16 protein-coding genes are annotated in these 17,366 nt (G+C 71.9%); 13 read left to right on the top strand and 3 right to left on the bottom strand.

The window, feature by feature from the left end; genetic code table 11:
- Positions 1-79: 79 nt before the first annotated feature.
- Entirely contained in the window at positions 80-850 is a 771-nt protein-coding gene (locus IO24_RS0136330; RefSeq protein WP_031143521.1) for a DeoR/GlpR family DNA-binding transcription regulator, read from the bottom strand.
- 262 nt (positions 851-1,112) lie between these two features.
- Positions 1,113-1,937 (bottom strand): NAD-dependent epimerase/dehydratase family protein, encoded by an 825-nt coding sequence (locus IO24_RS0136325; RefSeq protein WP_031143520.1) that lies wholly within the window; start codon positions 1,935-1,937, stop codon positions 1,113-1,115.
- A 222-nt stretch (positions 1,938-2,159) separates the two neighbouring features.
- Between IO24_RS0136325 and IO24_RS0136320 the strand changes: the two genes are divergently transcribed.
- Positions 2,160-3,101 (top strand): 5-dehydro-4-deoxyglucarate dehydratase, encoded by a 942-nt coding sequence (locus tag IO24_RS0136320; RefSeq protein WP_031143519.1) that lies wholly within the window; start codon positions 2,160-2,162, stop codon positions 3,099-3,101.
- Positions 3,098-4,261 carry a hypothetical protein gene (locus IO24_RS0136315; protein WP_031143517.1) on the top strand — a complete coding sequence of 388 codons (1,164 nt, stop codon included), beginning with the start codon at positions 3,098-3,100 and terminating at the stop codon, positions 4,259-4,261. Before IO24_RS0136320 ends, IO24_RS0136315 begins: the two co-directional genes overlap by 4 nt.
- On the opposite strand, the gene IO24_RS0136310 is transcribed toward IO24_RS0136315, so the two are convergent.
- A complete protein-coding gene (locus tag IO24_RS0136310) occupies positions 4,198-5,436 on the bottom strand; it encodes an MFS transporter (RefSeq protein ID WP_031143515.1) in 1,239 nt (412 codons plus the stop codon). The genes IO24_RS0136315 and IO24_RS0136310 overlap by 64 nt on opposite strands.
- Before the next feature lie 421 nt (positions 5,437-5,857).
- On the opposite strand from IO24_RS0136310, the gene IO24_RS0136305 reads away from it, so the two are divergent.
- From IO24_RS0136305 to IO24_RS0136255, 11 genes are all read left to right on the top strand, one after another.
- Positions 5,858-6,214 carry a YrhB domain-containing protein gene (locus tag IO24_RS0136305; RefSeq protein ID WP_045297084.1) on the top strand — a complete coding sequence of 119 codons (357 nt, stop codon included), beginning with the start codon at positions 5,858-5,860 and terminating at the stop codon, positions 6,212-6,214.
- Positions 6,215-6,500: 286 nt separating this feature from the next.
- The gene (locus IO24_RS0136300; RefSeq protein ID WP_031143510.1) at positions 6,501-7,106 is read left to right on the top strand and encodes a TIGR03086 family metal-binding protein; all 606 of its coding nucleotides are present in this window, start codon (positions 6,501-6,503) and stop codon (positions 7,104-7,106) included.
- A gap of 149 nt (positions 7,107-7,255) precedes the next feature.
- The gene (locus IO24_RS0136295) at positions 7,256-7,915 is read left to right on the top strand and encodes a GntR family transcriptional regulator (RefSeq protein WP_031143508.1); all 660 of its coding nucleotides are present in this window, start codon (positions 7,256-7,258) and stop codon (positions 7,913-7,915) included.
- A complete protein-coding gene (locus tag IO24_RS0136290; RefSeq protein WP_031143506.1) occupies positions 7,912-8,823 on the top strand; it encodes a dihydrodipicolinate synthase family protein in 912 nt (303 codons plus the stop codon). The genes IO24_RS0136295 and IO24_RS0136290 overlap by 4 nt, the downstream gene beginning before the upstream one ends.
- Positions 8,820-10,550: an L-arabinonate dehydratase gene (gene araD, locus IO24_RS0136285; protein WP_031143504.1), complete on the top strand. Its 1,731-nt coding sequence runs from the start codon at positions 8,820-8,822 to the stop codon at positions 10,548-10,550. The genes IO24_RS0136290 and araD overlap by 4 nt, the downstream gene beginning before the upstream one ends.
- 148 nt (positions 10,551-10,698) lie before the next feature.
- Entirely contained in the window at positions 10,699-11,631 is a 933-nt protein-coding gene (locus IO24_RS0136280) for a carbohydrate ABC transporter permease (RefSeq protein ID WP_031143502.1), read from the top strand.
- Positions 11,628-12,524, top strand: coding sequence for a carbohydrate ABC transporter permease (locus IO24_RS0136275; RefSeq protein ID WP_031143500.1), 897 nt, complete (start codon positions 11,628-11,630; stop codon positions 12,522-12,524). Before IO24_RS0136280 ends, IO24_RS0136275 begins: the two co-directional genes overlap by 4 nt.
- Positions 12,521-13,807 (top strand): pectate lyase family protein, encoded by a 1,287-nt coding sequence (locus IO24_RS0136270; protein WP_031143498.1) that lies wholly within the window; start codon positions 12,521-12,523, stop codon positions 13,805-13,807. Before IO24_RS0136275 ends, IO24_RS0136270 begins: the two co-directional genes overlap by 4 nt.
- Positions 13,804-14,991 carry a Gfo/Idh/MocA family protein gene (locus IO24_RS0136265; protein ID WP_199808889.1) on the top strand — a complete coding sequence of 396 codons (1,188 nt, stop codon included), beginning with the start codon at positions 13,804-13,806 and terminating at the stop codon, positions 14,989-14,991. Before IO24_RS0136270 ends, IO24_RS0136265 begins: the two co-directional genes overlap by 4 nt.
- Entirely contained in the window at positions 14,988-15,833 is an 846-nt protein-coding gene (locus IO24_RS0136260) for a DUF6807 domain-containing protein (protein WP_031143494.1), read from the top strand. The genes IO24_RS0136265 and IO24_RS0136260 overlap by 4 nt, the downstream gene beginning before the upstream one ends.
- Positions 15,830-17,344: a glycoside hydrolase family 43 protein gene (locus IO24_RS0136255; protein WP_031143492.1), complete on the top strand. Its 1,515-nt coding sequence runs from the start codon at positions 15,830-15,832 to the stop codon at positions 17,342-17,344. The genes IO24_RS0136260 and IO24_RS0136255 overlap by 4 nt, the downstream gene beginning before the upstream one ends.
- Positions 17,345-17,366 lie beyond the last annotated feature (22 nt).

Here is a 17,366-nt window from a genome sequence, read left to right as displayed (position 1 = left end):
TGTATGGGGAGATAAGGGGCGTCGAAGGGCGTGCGGGCGCCCTGGGGGGACGTGGGGTCGATGGACGGTCGATGGGGGGTCAGACGCGGATGACCTGCGGTCCGAGAAGGGAGTACCGGTGGGCCTCGGCGGTCGGCAGCAGTGTGCTCGTCACGATCGCCTCCAGTGCGGCGACCTCGGCGAACCGGCAGAAGCTGACCGCTCCGAACTTGGTGTGCACGCCCGCGAAGACCACGCGGCGGGCGGCCCGGATCGCCTGTGCCTTGACCTCGCTGACGGCCGGGTCGGGGGTGGTGAGGCCGTGTTCGCGGGAGATGCCGTTGGCGCCGATGAACGCCAGGTCGACGACGAAGCCGGACAGCATCTTCGTCGTCCAGTGGTCGACGGTGGCGAGGGTGCCGCGCCGCACCCGTCCGCCGAGCAGCAGCACGGAGATGTGTTCGGCCTCGGCGAGGGCGCCCGCGACCGGCAGGGACGCGGTGACCACGGTCAGCGGCCGGTCCCGGGGGAGCGCCTCGGCGATGAGCTGCGGGGTGTAGCCCTCGTCGACGAAGACGGTCTCCGCGTCGCCGAGCAGCTCGGCCGCGGCGGTCGCGACCCGGCGCTTCTCGGGGACGTGGCTCGTGGCCCGGAAGGCGAGCGTCGTCTCGAAGCCGGCGCTCTCCACGGGGTAGGCGCCGCCATGGGTGCGGCGGAGCAGGCCGTGGTCCTCCAGGACGCGCAGGTCTCGCCGCACGGTTTCCTTGGCCACGTTCAGCTCGGCGGCGAGGGCCGTGACGTCGACCGAGCCGTCACGTCGTGCGGCCAGCACGATCTCGCGCCGGCGTTCTTCCGCCGTGTGCGTGCTCATGCCGACCCCTGCCTTCCGCTGGTGCTGCCCGTTCGGGCCCGGTGCGGCCCGTGGGGGAATTTCTACAGCGGGGATGCGGTACTGACCAGGCCTGTTGCGGGCTCGATGCTGCCCGTTTGTGCCCGTTCGGCAAGAGGTGTGCCCGGTGCGGACCTGCGTCGGCGGTGACCGGTGCGTGAGTTCGGGCAGCGATGGTGCCCGAACGCGGCGGCGGGCGGGCCCGTTCGGTGCCCGCCCGCCCTGGTGCGTCGGCTCTTTCCGGTCAGTACGGCCAGATCGGGGGGTCCGTCACGAAGTGGCCGCCCAGGTAGGCGTGTGCCTCGTTGCCGTCCTGCAGCTCGCCCTGCTCGGCGATGAGCTTCTCGGCGTACGGCTCGGAGTCGTCCTGCGGCTCGTAGCCCAGCGCCCGGGCGGTGCCGAGGTCCCACCACAGCCGCGTGTTGGCGGAGGAGCCGTGGACGACGGTGTGGCCGACGTGCTCGGCGGTCAGGGCGGCGTGGAGGAGGCGGGCGCCGTCGGCGGGGCTCATCCACACCGAGAGCATGCGCACGCTGGTCGGCTCGGGGAAGCAGGAGCCGATGCGCACCGAGACCGTCTCCATGCCGTGCCTGTCCCAGTAGAGCTGGGCGAGGTCCTCGCCGAAGCACTTGGACAGGCCGTAGAAGGTGTCCGGGCGGCGGGGGGTGTCGATCGGGATGAGCGCGCCCGGATCGAGGGGTGTGTCGCCCTGGGGGCGCGGGGTGTAGCCGACGGCGTGGTTGGAGGAGGCGAAGACGATCCGGCCGACGCCCTCCTCGCGGGCGGCCTCGTACAGGTGGTAGGTGCCCTCGATGTTCGCCTTGAGGATCTTCTCGAAGGGAGCTTCCAGGGAGATGCCCGCCAGGTGGATGATCGCGTCGACGCCCCGGACCGCCTCGCGCACGGCGTCCCGGTCGGCCAGGTCGGCGATGATCGCGTCCGGCGCATCCTCGATCGGGCGCACATCCAGCAGGCGCAGGTCGTAGCCGTAGTCCGGGAGCAGGTCCCGCATCAGGGTGCCGAGGCCGCCGGCGGCGCCGGTGAGCAGGACGGTGCGGGGAGCGGGCATCCTCGGGTCTCCTTGATCGCCAACCGTGCACATGGGTGCACGGCATTCATATGCGTGGACACGCTAAGGATCTGGGACGGAGCCCGTCAAGTATGCCGCGGAGGCGGTGAATCCGCAGGTGCGTCGCGGGTGTGCGCGCTTGACCGGCACCGAGGGGGCGCCTTAGCGTGGTGTCGTTCAGACATATGGACGCCAATCATGAATATGGAACCGGGAGAGCTTGTGACGTCAGCCCCCCTCGCTGCTCGACTCGACATCCCCAGCGGGCCGCTGTTCTTCCCGGTCACCGCCTACGGACCCGACGGCTCCGTCGACCTCGACACCTACCGCACGCACGTCCGGCGCGGCGTGGAGGCCGGAGCCGCCGCAGTGTTCGCCTGCTGCGGCACCGGCGAGTTCCACGCGCTGACGCCCGAGGAGTTCGAAGTCTGCGTACGGGCCGCCGTCGAGGCCGCCGACGGGCGGGTGCCGGTCGTCGCGGGCACCGGGTACGGCACCGCGCTCGCCGTGCGCTACGCCCGCCTCGCCGAGGCAGCCGGGGCGGACGGGCTGCTCGCCATGCCGCCGTACCTCGTCGTCGCCGGGCAGGAGGGGCTGCTGCGGCACTACCGGGAGGTGGCCGCCGCGACCGCCCTGCCGGTCATCGTCTACCAGCGCGACAACGCCGTGTTCACCCCGGAGACCGTCGTCGGACTCGCCCGCACGGACGGGATCATCGGCCTCAAGGACGGGCTCGGCGACCTCGACCTCATGCAGCGCGTCGTCAGCGCCGTCCGCACCGAGGTACCCGGCGACTTCCTCTACTTCAACGGCCTGCCGACCGCCGAGCAGACCCAGCTCGCCTACCGCGCCCTCGGTGTCACGCTCTACTCGTCCGCCGTGTTCTGCTTCGCACCCGAACTCGCCCTCGCCTTCCACCAAGCCCTGCGGACCGGCGACGACGCCACCGTGGAGAAGCTCCTGGACGGCTTCTACCGCCCGTTCGTCGAACTGCGCGCCCAGGGCCGCGGCTACGCGGTCGCCCTGGTCAAGGCCGGTGTACGGCTGCGCGGCCTCGACGTCGGGCAGGTGCGGCCCCCGCTGCACGAGCCGGCCGGGGATCATGTGAAGCAGCTCGCCGAACTGATCGAGCGGGGCTACGCGCTGCTGGAGGAGGCCAAGTGAAGGCGTCGACATTCGTCTACCCCTGGGACGTCAACGGGGATCCGGAGGCACCCGCGCGGATCGCCGCGCTCGGCGTGGAACAGGCGACGCTCGCCGCCGCCTACCACTCCACGCGCGCGCTCACGCCCCGCCACCCGCGCCACCGCATCGTCACCGCCGAGCACGCCGCCGTGCTGTACCCGGCGGGCGACCGCTGGACCGGGCGGGACCTGCGCCCCTACCCGGCCGGTGACTGGGCCCCCGGCGACGCCTTCGGTGAGGCCGCCGCCGCGCTCGCCGACGCCGGACTCGAGGTGCACACCTGGGTCGTCCTCGCGCACAACTCCCGCCTCGGCGCCGAGCACCCGGCCACCTCGGTCGTCAACGCCTACGGCGACCGCTACCCCTGGGCGCCGTGCATCGCGCAGCCCGCCACGCGCGCGTACCTGACCGACCTGGCCGCCGAGGCCGCCGTCCGGACCGGCGCGCGCGGCACCGAGCTGGAGTCCCTGGGCTGGTACGGCCTGCAGCATCTGCACGCCCACGACAAGACCGGCGGCATCGGCCTCGGGGACGCCGGGCAGTACCTGATGGCGCTGTGCTTCTGCCCGTCCTGCCGGGACGGCTACGGCCGGCACGGCCTGGACGCCGACGAGCTGGCGGCCGCCGTACGGACCGCACTGGAACCGGTGTGGCAGGGCGCGCCCTCCGACGGGGGCTGGACGGGCATCGAGAAGCTCCTGGGCGAGACCCTCGCGAACACCACGCGCGCGTACCGCGACGAAACCGCCCGCACGCTCCAGGAACAGGCCGTCGCGGCGGTCCGGGCGGCCGCTCCCGACGGCTTCCGGGTGCTGCTGCACGCGGACCCCGTGTCGTACCACGTCGGCGCCAACCCAGGAGTCGACCCGGCACACATCCTGTCCGTCGCGGACGGCGTGGTCGTGCCCTGCGCGGGCGGCACCGGCACGCTGACGCCGTTCGCGCGGCAGGACCGCCAGGGCGCCGTCATCGCGGCCAACTTCACCGTCGTCTCGGGGATGGGCGGCAGCCCCGGCACCCTCGCCGCCGACGCGGCCGGGGCGCGGGAGCTCGGCGCCACCGAACTGCGGCTGTATCACGCCGGATTGGCATCCGACGACGACCTGGAGGCGGTTCGCTCCGCCCTCGCCGGGCTCTGACACAGCGCGCCCGCCGGCACCAGCAGGGCCACGCCCAGGGCCACCAGCACCAGCCGGTGGCTCACCAGCTCGACCAGGGCCGCCCCGGCGGCCAGCCCGACCACGTTCGGTGTGTACACCAGGGTGTTCGCGGTGGCCGTGACCCGGCCCAGCAGCGCACCCGGCGTCTCACGCTGCACGGACGTCAGCGCGGCGATCAGCACCGCGGGCAGCCCCGCGCCGATCGCCGCGCCGCACACCAGCGCCACCGGATCGGACGGCACGGCCCGCAGGGCCACCGCGAGCGCCAGCAGGATGATCCCGGAGGCCGCGAAACGCCGAGCCCCCAGGTGACGCAGGGCGGAGCCGGAGAGGAGGCCGGCCGCGACCGAACCGGCGCCCTGCACGGCGTACAGAACACCGGTGTACGCGGGGGAGTGCCCGAGGCCGTCGACGACGGCGTACACCATCGCCCCGTTCACACCGGCGCACAGCATGGTGGCACCGCCCGCCAGGACCAGGGGGCGCAGCACGGGGTGCGCCCACAGGTGGCGGACGCCCTCGGCGGTCTGCCGCCGGCGGCTGCCGGAGGGCGGCGCGGGCTTTTCCTCCCTCACCCGCAGCATCGCGTACAGCCCCGTGGCCAGCACGAACGTCGCGGCGTCCAGGAGGGCGACGCTCGCGCCGCCGTACGCCGCGTAGAGGCCCGCGCCCGCCAGCGGGGCCAGCAGTTTCATGCCCTCGGTGGCGGTCATGCGCAGGCCGTTGAAGTCGCCCAGCAGAGACGGGTCGACCGCCCTCGCCACGAGGGCCGACTCGGCCGCGTCGTGGACGACGCCCGCCGCGCCGTACACGAACAGCACCGCGTACAGCAGCCACAGGCGGCCCGGGGAGTCGATGCTCACGAGGGTCAGCAGGAGGCCGGCCAGGAGCAGGTTCAGTCCGATCAGCAGCGGTTTGCGGCGGACCCGGTCGGCGAGAGTGCCCAGCAGCGGGCCGGCCAGGGCGGGCAGCCACATGGCGAGCATGCACAGCGCGGCCAGGCCGTCCGAACCGGTCAGGTCCTTGACCCACACGCCCGACGCCAGCCACAGGGCCGAGGTGCCGAACCCGGAGACCACCACGCCCGAGAGGTAGAACCCGGCGTCGCGGTCGCGCAGCACGCGTACGAGCGGCCAGGTCGTCTTGGTCGTCATGCCTGGCCATCGTGCGGCTAAGGACCCGGGGAGGGGATCGGGCAGGTTCCTTAGCGGAGCGTCCGGGAGCCGCCGGATCTCTGCCACGTGAACGCGGCCGCCTGTTCCGCGTGCCGGAGGGAGTCGAAGGGCGTGCGGCCGGAGGTCCACCCACTCCGGCTGCTTCCTTCGCACCCTGACGCGGTCGGGAATCGTGACAGCTGCGTATCGATCTTGTGAGTGACTGAGGTGGCCCATGAGGTGGAGGAGGAGCGCTCGTGCGTCACATGAAAAAGTTGCGGCGTGACAGATTTCGGGGGTGGCTCGGAGACGCCGATTCGGCGCTCCCGACTTGCCGAGTACGCAGAGATGACCTTGAGGCCCGAGCCGCCCGCGGCTCCCGGTCGGCAGTTGGTCCCTGAGAACTCCGCGGAGCTCCTGAGTGCTGAGCCGTGACGAGGCCGTGGCAGCAGCCGCCGAATACCTGAAAACGAAGGCTTTCCCTGAGAAGCCCGATTCGGTGGTGATGCTGCCGGATACAGCGATCCGGTTCGCCTACGGCTGGACCGTGCGTTTCGACTTCAAGGAACACATCGACACGGGCGACCCCACGCAGGCTCCGTTCACGTCGCTCATCGTGGTACCGCACGACGGCACCGCTCCGCACTTCTCCCCGACCCATCTTCCGGGGGACAAGTACATGGAACTCCGTGAGACTGGCCAATGGCCTCATGGATGGCCGCCGAAGAGGGAGCGCCAGAAGATGCCGAGTCCCGACCAGAGGCAAGCGCCTGGCTGAACGACAGGACAGGCGACGCCGGTGAGCACCCGGCCCCCGAAGGCCGGGCGATCCGCGTCTCGCGCAGGACATCCGGGGCGTCCCCCCACCCGCTGAGGCGCCCCCGGTCCGCGTCTCGCGCAGGACATCGGGGGCGTCGTCCTGCGCGCTGGGCCGCCCCACCACGTCCTGCTCACCGGCCGGCCCGTGCGGAGCGGGACCGGCCGCGAGGAGCGGGGACGTGCGGGCGATGAGTTCCGCGGCCGGCGTCGGTCTACCTCCCAGGATCACACCCTGAGGAGCTCGCATGACCGACATCACCGGGACCGGCACGACCCTCGACCTCGGCCCTCAGACGGAGGAGCTGGCGCGGCTCGTCGCAGGCGTCAGCGACGGGCAGCTGGCCGGCCCGACGCCCTGCCCCGAATACCGGGTACGCCACCTGCTCGGCCACCTGGCGGGGCTGGCCGCGGCCTTCCGTGACGCCGCCCGCAAGGATCTCGGCGTCACCACGGACACCAGCCCGGGCTCCGCGCTCCCGGACGTCGCGCCCGGCTGGCGCGAGGAGCTGCCCAAGGTCCTCGCCGAACTGGCCGAGGCCTGGCGCGACCCGGCCGCTTGGACCGGTATGACCCGGGCCGGAGGTGTCGACCTGCCCGGTGAGATCGCGGGCCTCGTCGTCATCGACGAACTGGTGATCCACGGATGGGACCTGGCCCGCGCGACCGGCCGGCCGTACGCCCCCGACCAGGCCGCGCTCCGGGCCTGCCACGACTTCCTCGCGGCGTCGGTCGACGACCCCGACCGGGGCGAGATCTTCGGACCCGTCGTGCCGGTCGGGCCGGAGGCATCCCTGCTGGCCCGGGCGGTGGGGCTCGGCGGGCGGGACCCGGAGTGGGCGCCCAGGCCGTAGAAAGCGATTGCAGTTTCTTTGCCGGAAGCATTGACGCAGCGAACGCGCCCTCCTACCGTCATCGCGTCGTACTTCGTACGTCATATATGAGACGCGATACGCGAGATCCGATACGCGATCCACCGAGACGCGAGATCCGAGAGGCGCGCATGACCTCTGTGCCCACGCCGATCCCCTCCCGCACGCAGTACGTGCTGGAGGGGATCAAACACCGCATCCTCACCGGGCAGTTGACGCCGGGACAGGCGCTGGTCGAGACCGAGCTCGCCGCGCAGTTCGGCGTGTCGAAGACCCCGGTGCGCGAGGCGCTCAAGACCCTCGCCGGGACCGGGCTGGTCGTGATGAGCCAGTACAAGGGCGTCACCGTGCGCCTGGTGGACGCGGACATGGCGCGCGAGGTCTACGACGTACGGCTGCTGCTGGAGCCCGAGGCGCTGAAGCGGGCCGTGCAGCGCGGGGCCTCCCTGGACGTCGCCCGCGAGGCGCTGACCCGGGCGGACGCCGCCACCGACACCGCCGAACGCTCCCTCGCCAACCGGGAGTTCCACCGCGCCCTCTACCTGCCGTGCGGGAACCCGCTGCTCGGCCGGATGCTCGACGAGGTCCGCGACCAGGCCGCCCTCGTCTCGGCCGTGGCCTGGGCCGCCTCGCCCTCCTGGGACCGGGAGGCCGGCGAGCACCGGGAGATCCTGCGGCTCGCCCTCGACGGCGACGCCGACGGTGCGGCGCGCGCCCTGCACGCCCACATCGCGTCCTTCGTGCAGCGCGCTTTCCCCCAGGCAGGACTGGAACAGGAAGGTCAGGAATGAGCAGCGTGGCGTTCGAGACCCAGCGGGCGGCCCTGGCCGACGTGGTGGCGATCCCGGTGACCCCGTTCGCCGAGGACGGCTCCGTCGCGCAGGACACCCACCGGACCCTGCTGCGCCGCCTGCTCGACGGCGGCATCACGACCCTCACGCCGAACGGCAACACCGGCGAGTTCTACGCCCTGACCCCCGAAGAGCGCCGCCTGGTCACGGAGCTGACGATCGACGAGGCGGGGGAGCGGGCCGTCGTCCTGGTCGGCGTCGGGCACGACATCCCGACCGCCGTCGCCTCCGCCCGGCACGCCCGGGAGCTCGGCGCCCACATGGTGATGGTCCACCAGCCCGTCCACCCCTACGTCTCCCAGGCCGGCTGGGTCGACTACCACCGGGCCATCGCCGCCGCCGTGCCCGAGCTGGGCGTCGTGCCGTACATCCGCAACGCGCAGCTCACCGGTGCCCGGCTCGCCGAACTCGCCGACGCCTGCCCGAACGTCATCGGCGTGAAGTACGCAGTCCCCGACGCGGCCAGATTCGCCGCGTTCGCCCGGGACGCCGGTCTGGAACGGTTCGTGTGGGTCGCCGGGCTCGCCGAGCCGTACGCCCCCTCCTACTTCTCCGCCGGCGCCACCGGCTTCACCTCGGGGCTGGTGAACGTCGCCCCGGCCGTCTCCCTGAACATGATCGAGGCACTGCGCTCCGGCGACTACCCGGCCGCGATGAAGGTCTGGGAGCAGATCCGCCGCTTCGAGGAGCTGCGCGCCGCCAACGGCTCCGCCGACAACGTCACCGTCGTCAAGGAGGCCCTCGCCTCCCTCGGGCTGTGCCGCCGCGAGGTCCGCCCGCCGAGCAAGCCACTGCCGGAGAGCGAACGCGCCGAAGTCGCCGCCATCGCCGCCGGGTGGTCGATATGACGGACCGGAAGCCTCCCGAGGAGCTGCGCAGCCACCAGTGGTACGGCACCGAGGGCCTGCGCACCTTCAGCCACCGCGCCCGCACCCGGCAGCTCGGCTACCTGCCCGAGGAGCACCTGGGCAAGCCGGTCATCGCGATCCTCAACACCTGGTCCGACATCAACCCGTGCCACGTCCACCTGCGCGACCGCGCCCAGGCCGTGAAGCGGGGGGTGTGGCAGGCCGGCGGTTTCCCCCTGGAGTTCCCGGTCTCCACGCTCAGCGAGACCTTCCAGAAGCCGACCCCGATGCTCTACCGCAACATGCTCGCGATGGAGACGGAGGAGCTGCTGCGGTCGTACCCGGTCGACGGGGCGGTGCTGATGGGCGGTTGTGACAAGTCGACGCCCGCGCTGCTCATGGGAGCCGCGTCGGTCGATCTGCCGGCGGTGTTCGTGCCGGCCGGGCCGATGCTGCCGGGGCACTGGCGCAACGAGGTCCTCGGCTCCGGCACCGACATGTGGAAGTACTGGGACGACAAGCGGGCCGGCGTCATCGGCGAATGCGAGATGCAGGAGCTGGAGAGCGGCCTGGCCCGCTCGCCCGGCCACTGCATGACGATGGGCACGGCCTCCACCCTGACCGCCGCCGCCGAAGCCCTCGGCGTCACCGTCCCGGGCGCCTCCAGCATCCCGGCCGTCGACTCCGGGCACGACCGGATGGCCGCCAGGGCGGGCATGACCATCGTCGAACAGGTCCACAAGGGCCGGAAGCTGAACGACATTCTCACCGCCGAGGCCTTCCAGGACGCCGTGACGACCGTGCTCGGGCTCGGCGGCTCCACCAACGCCGTGATCCACCTGATCGCCATGGCGGGCCGCGCGGGTGTCCGGCTCACCCTCGACGACTTCGACCGCGTCGCCCGCAGGGTCCCGGTCCTGGCCAACGTGCGGCCCGGCGGACAGACGTACCTGATGGAGGACTTCCACTTCGCGGGCGGCCTGCCCGGGTTCCTCTCCCGGATCCCGGACCTGCTCCACCTGGACCGGCCCACCGTCTCGTACGACACCTTGCGCGAGCAGATCCGAGGCGCACAGGTCCACAACGACGACGTCATCCGCACCCGGGACAACCCGGTCGCGCCGGAGGGCGGAGTGGCCGTACTGCGCGGCAACCTCTGCCCGGACGGCGCGGTCATCAAGCACATCGCCGCCGAGCCGCACCTGCTCAAGCACACCGGGCCCGCCGTCGTCTTCGACGACTACAGGACCATGCAGCGCACCATCAACGACCCGGCGCTCGGCATCACCGCCGACCACGTGCTCGTGCTGCGCAACGCCGGCCCCAAGGGCGGTCCGGGCATGCCCGAGTACGGGATGCTGCCGCTGCCCGACCACCTGCTCAAGCAGGGCGTGCGGGACATGGTCCGGATCTCCGACGCCCGGATGAGCGGCACGAGTTACGGCACGTGTGTGCTGCACGTCGCGCCCGAGTCGTACGTCGGCGGACCGCTCGCCCTCGTGCGCACCGGCGACAGCATCACCCTCGACGTCGGGGCGCGCATGCTCCACCTCCACGTCGACGACGAGGAACTGGAGCGGCGCAGGGCACGGTGGACCCCGCCGCCCGTCCGGTACGAGCGCGGCTACGGCGCGCTCTACAACGAGCAGATCACGCAGGCCGACACCGGCTGCGACTTCGAGTTCCTGGCCCGACCGGGCAAGGTGCAGGACCCGTACGCGGGCTGAACGGGAACGACTCACGCGCCACCGCACCACCCCGGCACCACCTTTGCTCCGCAGCACGACCCGGCACGACCCTGCCCGGGGAGAAAGCGCTTCCCGTGCACGCACCGACGCACCAAGTACCACGACGTACTGAGAACGGAGAACAGTCATGGCCCAAGCCGCAGCCGTGGCGAAACCGCCCGCGCCACCCCGGCGGCGCCGGGCCTCCGCCACGCCGCGCAGGCTCCCGTACCTGCTGATCGCACCGGCCGCCCTGCTCATGGTGGGGTTCATCGCCTACCCGGTCATCAGCGTCTTCTACTACAGCCTGCAGAACTACAACCCCACCAAGCCGTGGCGGAACGGCTACGCGGGCTTCGACAACTTCGTCCACGCCTTCACCAAGGACCCGATCTTCTGGGACACCCTGGTCTTCAGCGCCAAGTGGGTCGTCGTCGAGGTCGGACTCCAGCTGCTGTTCGGCCTCGCGCTCGCCCTGATCGTCAACCAGACCTTCGTGGGCCGGGGGCTGGGACGCGCCCTGGTCTTCTCGCCGTGGGCCGTCTCCGGCGTGCTGACCTCCGCGATCTGGGTGCTGCTCTACAACTCCCAGACGGGCATCACCCGTTACCTCGCGGACATGGGGATCGGCTCCTACGGGACGAGTTGGCTGTCGGACACCTCGACCGTGTTCCCGGCGGCGATCGTGGCCGACCTGTGGCGAGGGGTGCCGTTCTTCGCGATCCTCATCCTCGCCGACCTCCAGTCCGTCTCCAGGGACCTCTACGAGGCCGCCGAGGTCGACGGAGCGAGCCGCATCAAGCAGTTCTGGCACATCACGCTGCCGCACCTGAAGGACGCCATCATCCTGTCCACGCTGCTGCGCGCGGTGTGGGAGTTCAACAACGTCGACCTGCTCTACACCCTGACCGGCGGCGGCCCGGCGGGTGAGACGACCACGCTGCCGCTGTACATCGCCAACACATCCGTCGACGCCCACAACTTCGGCTACGCGTCGGCCCTGACCACGGTGGCGTTCGTGATCCTGCTCTTCTGCTCGATGGTCTACCTGCGGCTGAGCAAGTTCGGAGGCGAGAAGTGAGCGTCAAGGAAGCCACCAAGGCCGCACCCGCCCCCGTGCGCGCCACCGGCGAACCGCCGCGCCCCGCCAAGGGCCACCGCGCCTGGGACGAGGCACCCCGCTGGCAGATCTACCTGCCCCTGGGCATCTACCTGCTCTTCACCCTCGTCCCCTTCTACTGGATCCTGCTGTTCTCGCTGCGCCCGGCCGGCTCGACCTCGCTCGTGCCCTGGCCGATGACCTTCGACCACTTCGAGAAGGTCTGGACGGAGCGCAGCTTCGGCACCTACTTCACCAACAGCGTGCTCGTCGGCGTCGCCACCCTGCTCATGACGACGCTCGTGGCGCTGGCCGGCGGCTACGCCCTCGCCCGGTTCGACTTCAAGATCAAACGGGCGTTCATGCTGGGCCTGCTGTGCTCCCAGTTCGTGCCGGGCGCGCTGCTGCTGGTGCCGCTGTTCGAGATCTTCGCCGAACTGCAGATGATCAACTCGCTCGGCAGTGTCATCCTCGCCGAGACGGTCTTCCAGCTGCCGTTGTCGATGATCCTGATCAGCAACTTCATCAAGAACGTGCCGTACTCCCTGGAGGAGGCGGCCTGGGTCGACGGCTGCAACCGTATGACGGCCTTCCGGATCGTGGTGCTGCCGCTGCTGCGGCCCGGCCTCATCGCCGTCGGCTCGTTCGCCTTCGTCCACTCCTGGAACCACTTCCTGTTCGCCCTGATGTTCCTGAACAACCAGGACAAGCAGACGATCCCCGTCGGCCTCAACAGCCTGATGAGCGCCGACAGCGTCGACCTGGGCGCGCTCGCCGCGGGCGGCATCATCGCGGCCGTCCCGGTGGTGCTCGTGTTCGCCTTCATCCAGAAGTGGCTGATCACCGGGTTCAGCGCGGGGGCGGTGAAGGGATGAGGGGCCGACACCTGGCCGTCGCGGCCGGACTGTTGGGGGTGCTCTGCGTGCCCGCGCACGCCGAGGCCCGGGACATCGGCCGCGACACCCTGCCGGCGAACGACGGCTGGGCCGCCGCGGGAGCGGGCACCACCGGAGGCGCGGCGGCCGACGCCGGCCACGTGTACACGGTCACCGACCGGGCCGAACTGGTCCGGGCCCTCGACGGGGGCAGCGACACCCCGAAGATCATCAAGATCGCCGGGACGATCGACGCCAACACCGATGACGACGGCGACCGGCTGGACTGCGCCGACTACGCCACCGGCGGCTACGGCCTGAAGAAGTACCTCGCCGCCTACGACCCCCGCACCTGGGGCTCCGCCAAGCCCAGCGGCCCCCAGGAGGAGGCCCGCCAGGCCTCCGCCGCGCGGCAGGCCGAACGGATCGTGCTGCCCGTCGGCTCGAACACCACCCTCGTCGGCCTCGGCGACTCGGCCGTCCTCAAGGGCGCGAGCCTCCAGGTGAGGAACGCGGACAACGTGATCATCCGCAACCTCGACGTGCGCGACGCCTACGACTGCTTCCCCGTCTGGCAGCCCAACACCGGCGGCCTCGGCGACTGGAAGACGGCCTACGACAACATCTGGCTGACCGGAGCCACCCATGTGTGGGTGGACCACGTGACCCTGAGCGACAAGGGCCACCCGGACGCGAAGGAACCCACCCACTTCGCCCGCAACTACCTGCGGCACGACGGCCTGCTGGACATCACAGGCGGCTCCGACCTCGTCACCGTCTCCTGGAGCCGCTTCGCCGGCCACGACAAGGCGATGCTCATCGGCAACGGCGACACCGCCACCGGTGACCGCGGCAAGCTCCGCGTCACCCTGCACCACAACGCCTTCGAGTCCGTCGTCCAGCGCGCCCCGCGCGTCCGCTTCGGCCAGGTGCACCTCTACAACAACCGCTACGACATCACCGGCGACGACTACCGCTACTCCCTCGGCGTCTCCACCGAGTCGAGGATGTACGCGCAGAACAACGCCTTCCACGCGCCCGGCCACGTGGAGGTCGCCGACCTGGTCAAGAGCTGGAACGGCAGCGCCCTGCACCAGAGCGGCACCCTCTTCAACGGCTTTCCGGTCGATCTGCTCGCGATCCACAACGCCTACAACTCGGGCAGTGAGCGCGATCTGACGGCCGACGTCGGCTGGACGCCCGCCCTGCACGGGCGGATCGACAGCGCCCGGGAGGCCGACCGGGCGGTGGCCCGCGGCGCGGGTGCGGGGAGGATCCCATGAGCGGTCGCATGATCGACTCCATGAGCGAACCCCCGAGCACGCCCCTGCCCGTCGTCCTCGCCGGTGCCCGCGGCCACGGCCGCTGGCATGTCGAGAACATCCGCCGTCTGCAGAGGAAGGGCGTCGTACGGCTGGTCGGCGTCTGCGAACTGACGCCGCTGACCGAGGACGAACTGGGTGACCTGGGCACCCCCGAGCAGTCCCCCGACTTCGGCGCCCTGCTCGACTCCACCGGTGCCGAGGCCGCGGTCATCTGCACCCCGATCCCGACCCACACCGACCTCGCCATCACGGCGGCCGAACGGGGTGTGCACCTCCTCCTGGAGAAGCCGCCCGCCCCCTCCTACGCCGAGTTCCGGCGGATGGCCGACGGGGTCGCCGCGGCCGGAGTCGTCTGCCAGATCGGCTTCCAGTCGCTCGGCTCGCATGCCCTGCCCGCCGTCCGCGAGCTGATCGAGAAGGGCGCGATCGGCGAGCTCGTCGGGCTCGGCGGCGCCGGTGCCTGGGTGCGCGACGAGGACTACTTCCGGCGGGCGCCCTGGGCGGGCAAGCGGCGGCTGAACGGCGTCGACGTGATCGACGGGGCGCTGACCAATCCCCTCGCCCACGCCGTCGCCACCGCCCTCGCCCTCGGCGGCAGCACCCGCGCCGAGGACGTCACCCGCATCGAGACCGAGCTGCTGCGCGCCAACGCCATCGAGTCCGACGACACCTCCTGCGTCCGGATCACCACCGCGCAGGGCCACCCCGTCACCGTCGCCGCGACCCTGTGCGCCGAGCGGGCCGACGAGCCGTACGTGCTGGTGCACGGCAGCACCGGCCGGATCACCTTCTGGTACAAGCAGGACCGGGTGCTGCTCCAGCGCGCGGGGCACGGCCCGGAGGAGTCCGAGCACGGCCGCACCGACCTGCTGGAGAACCTCGTCGACCACCTCACCACCGGCGTGGACCTGCTCGTCCCGCCGGACGGGACCGGCGCCTTCATGAAGGTCGTGGAGGCCATCCGCACCGCTCCCGACCCGGCGCCGCTGCCGGACACCGCCTGGCACCGCATCCCCGGCGAGAGGCGCCGGGTCGTGCCGGGCATCGACGGCCTCGTCGCGGCCGCCGCCGACACCCTCTCCCTCTACTCCGAGCTCGACGCCCCCTGGGCGCCCCTGTCGAACGAGGTGAGCACCCGATGACCAGCAACGACACAGCGGTCCTGCGCGTCGCGGGCCGGCCGGTCGGCCGGTACGTCACCCGGCCCGAGCTGCCGGCCCGGCTCTCACCGCGCCCCTACCTGCACCCCGTCACCACCCTGGCCGGCACGGCCGTGACCGAACTCGCCCCGGCCGACCACGCACACCACCTCGGCGTCGGTGTCGCCGTTCCCGACGTCGAGGGGTTCAACTTCTGGGGCGGACGCACCTACGTCCGCGACCAGGGCCCGACCGAGCTCGACAACCACGGCTCGCAGCGGCACATCGCCTTCCAGCTGCGCGACCCGGACGGCTTCGTGGAGGAGCTGCGCTGGGTGAGCCCGGGCGGCGAGCTGCTGCGCGAACGCCGGACGGTCGCGGCCACCGAACTCACCGACCGGGCCTGGGCGCTGGACCTCACGTTCTCCCTCACCAACGTCACCGGGAACCCGCTGTCGATCGGCAGCCCCGCGACCAACGGGCGCCCTGGCGCCGCCTACGGCGGCTTCTTCTGGCGGGCCCGCAAGGAGTCCGCCGCGCCGGAGGTCTTCACGGCCGGCGCCGACGGTGAGGAGAAGGTCCACGGCAGCCCCGCCGACTGGCTCGCGCTCCGCGGCGGCACCTGGACGCTGGTCTTCGCCGGCGCCACCGAACAGACCCGCCGCGACCCGTGGTTCGTGCGCACCGAGGAGTACCCGGGCGTCGGCTCCTCCCTGGCGTACGACGAACGGGTGCCGCTCCCGCCGGGCGAGACCGTCGTGCGCCGGGTGGTCACCGTCGTCGCCGACGGCCGGCTCGACCGGGACGCCGCGGCCTCCCTCGTCCGCAAGGCGGTGAGCCCGTGACCTCCGGGACCTACCGCAACCCGGTCCTCGACGCCGACTGGTCCGACCCGGACGTCGTCCGCGTCGGCGACGACTTCTACCTGACCGCCTCCAGCTTCGGCCGCGCCCCCGGACTGCCGCTGCTGCATTCGCGGGACCTGGTCAACTGGACCCTGGTCGGCCACGCGCTCGAACGCCTGGAACCGGCCGCCGAGTTCGACAGGCCCCGGCACGACTGCGGTGTCTGGGCCCCCTCCCTCCGGTATCACGACGAACGCTTCTGGATCTTCTGGGGCGACCCCGACCAGGGCATCTTCCAGGTCAACGCCCCGCAGATCAGGGGCCCCTGGACCCGCCCGCACCTGCTGAAGGCCGGCAAGGGCCTGATCGACCCCTGCCCCCTGTGGGACGAGGAGACCGGGGAGGCCTACCTGGTCCACGCCTGGGCCAAGTCCCGCTCCGGCGTCAAGAACCGCCTCACCGGCCACCGGATGCGTCCCGACGGCACCGACCTGCTCGACGAGGGCAAGGTGATCGTCGACGGTGACCGCATACCCGGCTGGTTCACCCTCGAAGGCCCCAAGCTCTACCGGCACGACGGCTGGTTCTGGATCCTCGCCCCCGCCGGCGGCGTGGAGACCGGCTGGCAGGGCGCCTTCCGCTCGCGCGGCTTCTTCGGGCCGTACGAGGAGAGAGTCGTCCTGGAGCAGAAGGACACCGACGTCAACGGCCCCCACCAGGGCGGCTGGGTACGCACCCCGTCCGGCGAGGACTGGTTCCTGCACTTCCAGCAGCGCGGCGCCTACGGCCGCGTCGTCCACCTCCAGCCGATGCGCTGGGGCCCGGACGGCTGGCCGGTACTCGGGGACGACGGCGCTCCCGTCTCCGAACACCGCCGCCCCGCCCTGCCGCCGCAGCCGCCCGCCGCGCCCGCCACCGACGACGACTTCCCCGGCGGACGGTACGGCCGCCAGTGGCAGTGGACGGCCAACCCGGGCGACGGCTGGGCCACCCAGCACTCCGGGGACGGGCTGCGGCTGACCTGCGTCCGCTCGGCCGACGCCCACGACCTGCGGAAACTGCCCCACGTGCTGACGCAGCGGCTGCCCGGCACCCCCTGCACAGCCGAGGTGGAGCTGCGCCTCGACAGCGACGAGCCCGGGGCCCGGGCGGGGCTCGCGGTCCTCGGGGACGCGTTCGGCTGGATCGGACTCCAGCGGGGCCCGGACGGCACCGTCCACCTCGTGCACCGGTTCGCCGAGGCCGTCGCCGAGGCCGAACGTGACGCCGCCCACCCCCGGCTCGCGCCCGGGGGCCGGGCCCGGTTGCGGATCGAGATCGGCGCGGACGCCCGCTGCCGCTTCTCCGCCGACGTCGGCGACGGGGACGGATTCCGCCCGTCCGGCCCCGTCTTCGCCGCCACTCCGTGGCGCTGGGTCGGCGCCCTGCTCGGCCTCTTCGCCCTCGCGCCCGCCGGTCAGGGGCACGGCGGCGCGGCGACCTTCAGCCAGTTCCGGATCAGCTACTCGTAACGAACCCTTGTCGTACGCCTGT

Origin of the sequence: Streptomyces flavovariabilis (genome assembly GCF_000725785.1) — a bacterium.
Classification (GTDB): domain Bacteria; phylum Actinomycetota; class Actinomycetes; order Streptomycetales; family Streptomycetaceae; genus Streptomyces; species Streptomyces hawaiiensis.
Note: the sequence above shows the minus strand (reverse complement) of the source record. Positions and strands in the feature narration are given on the sequence as shown.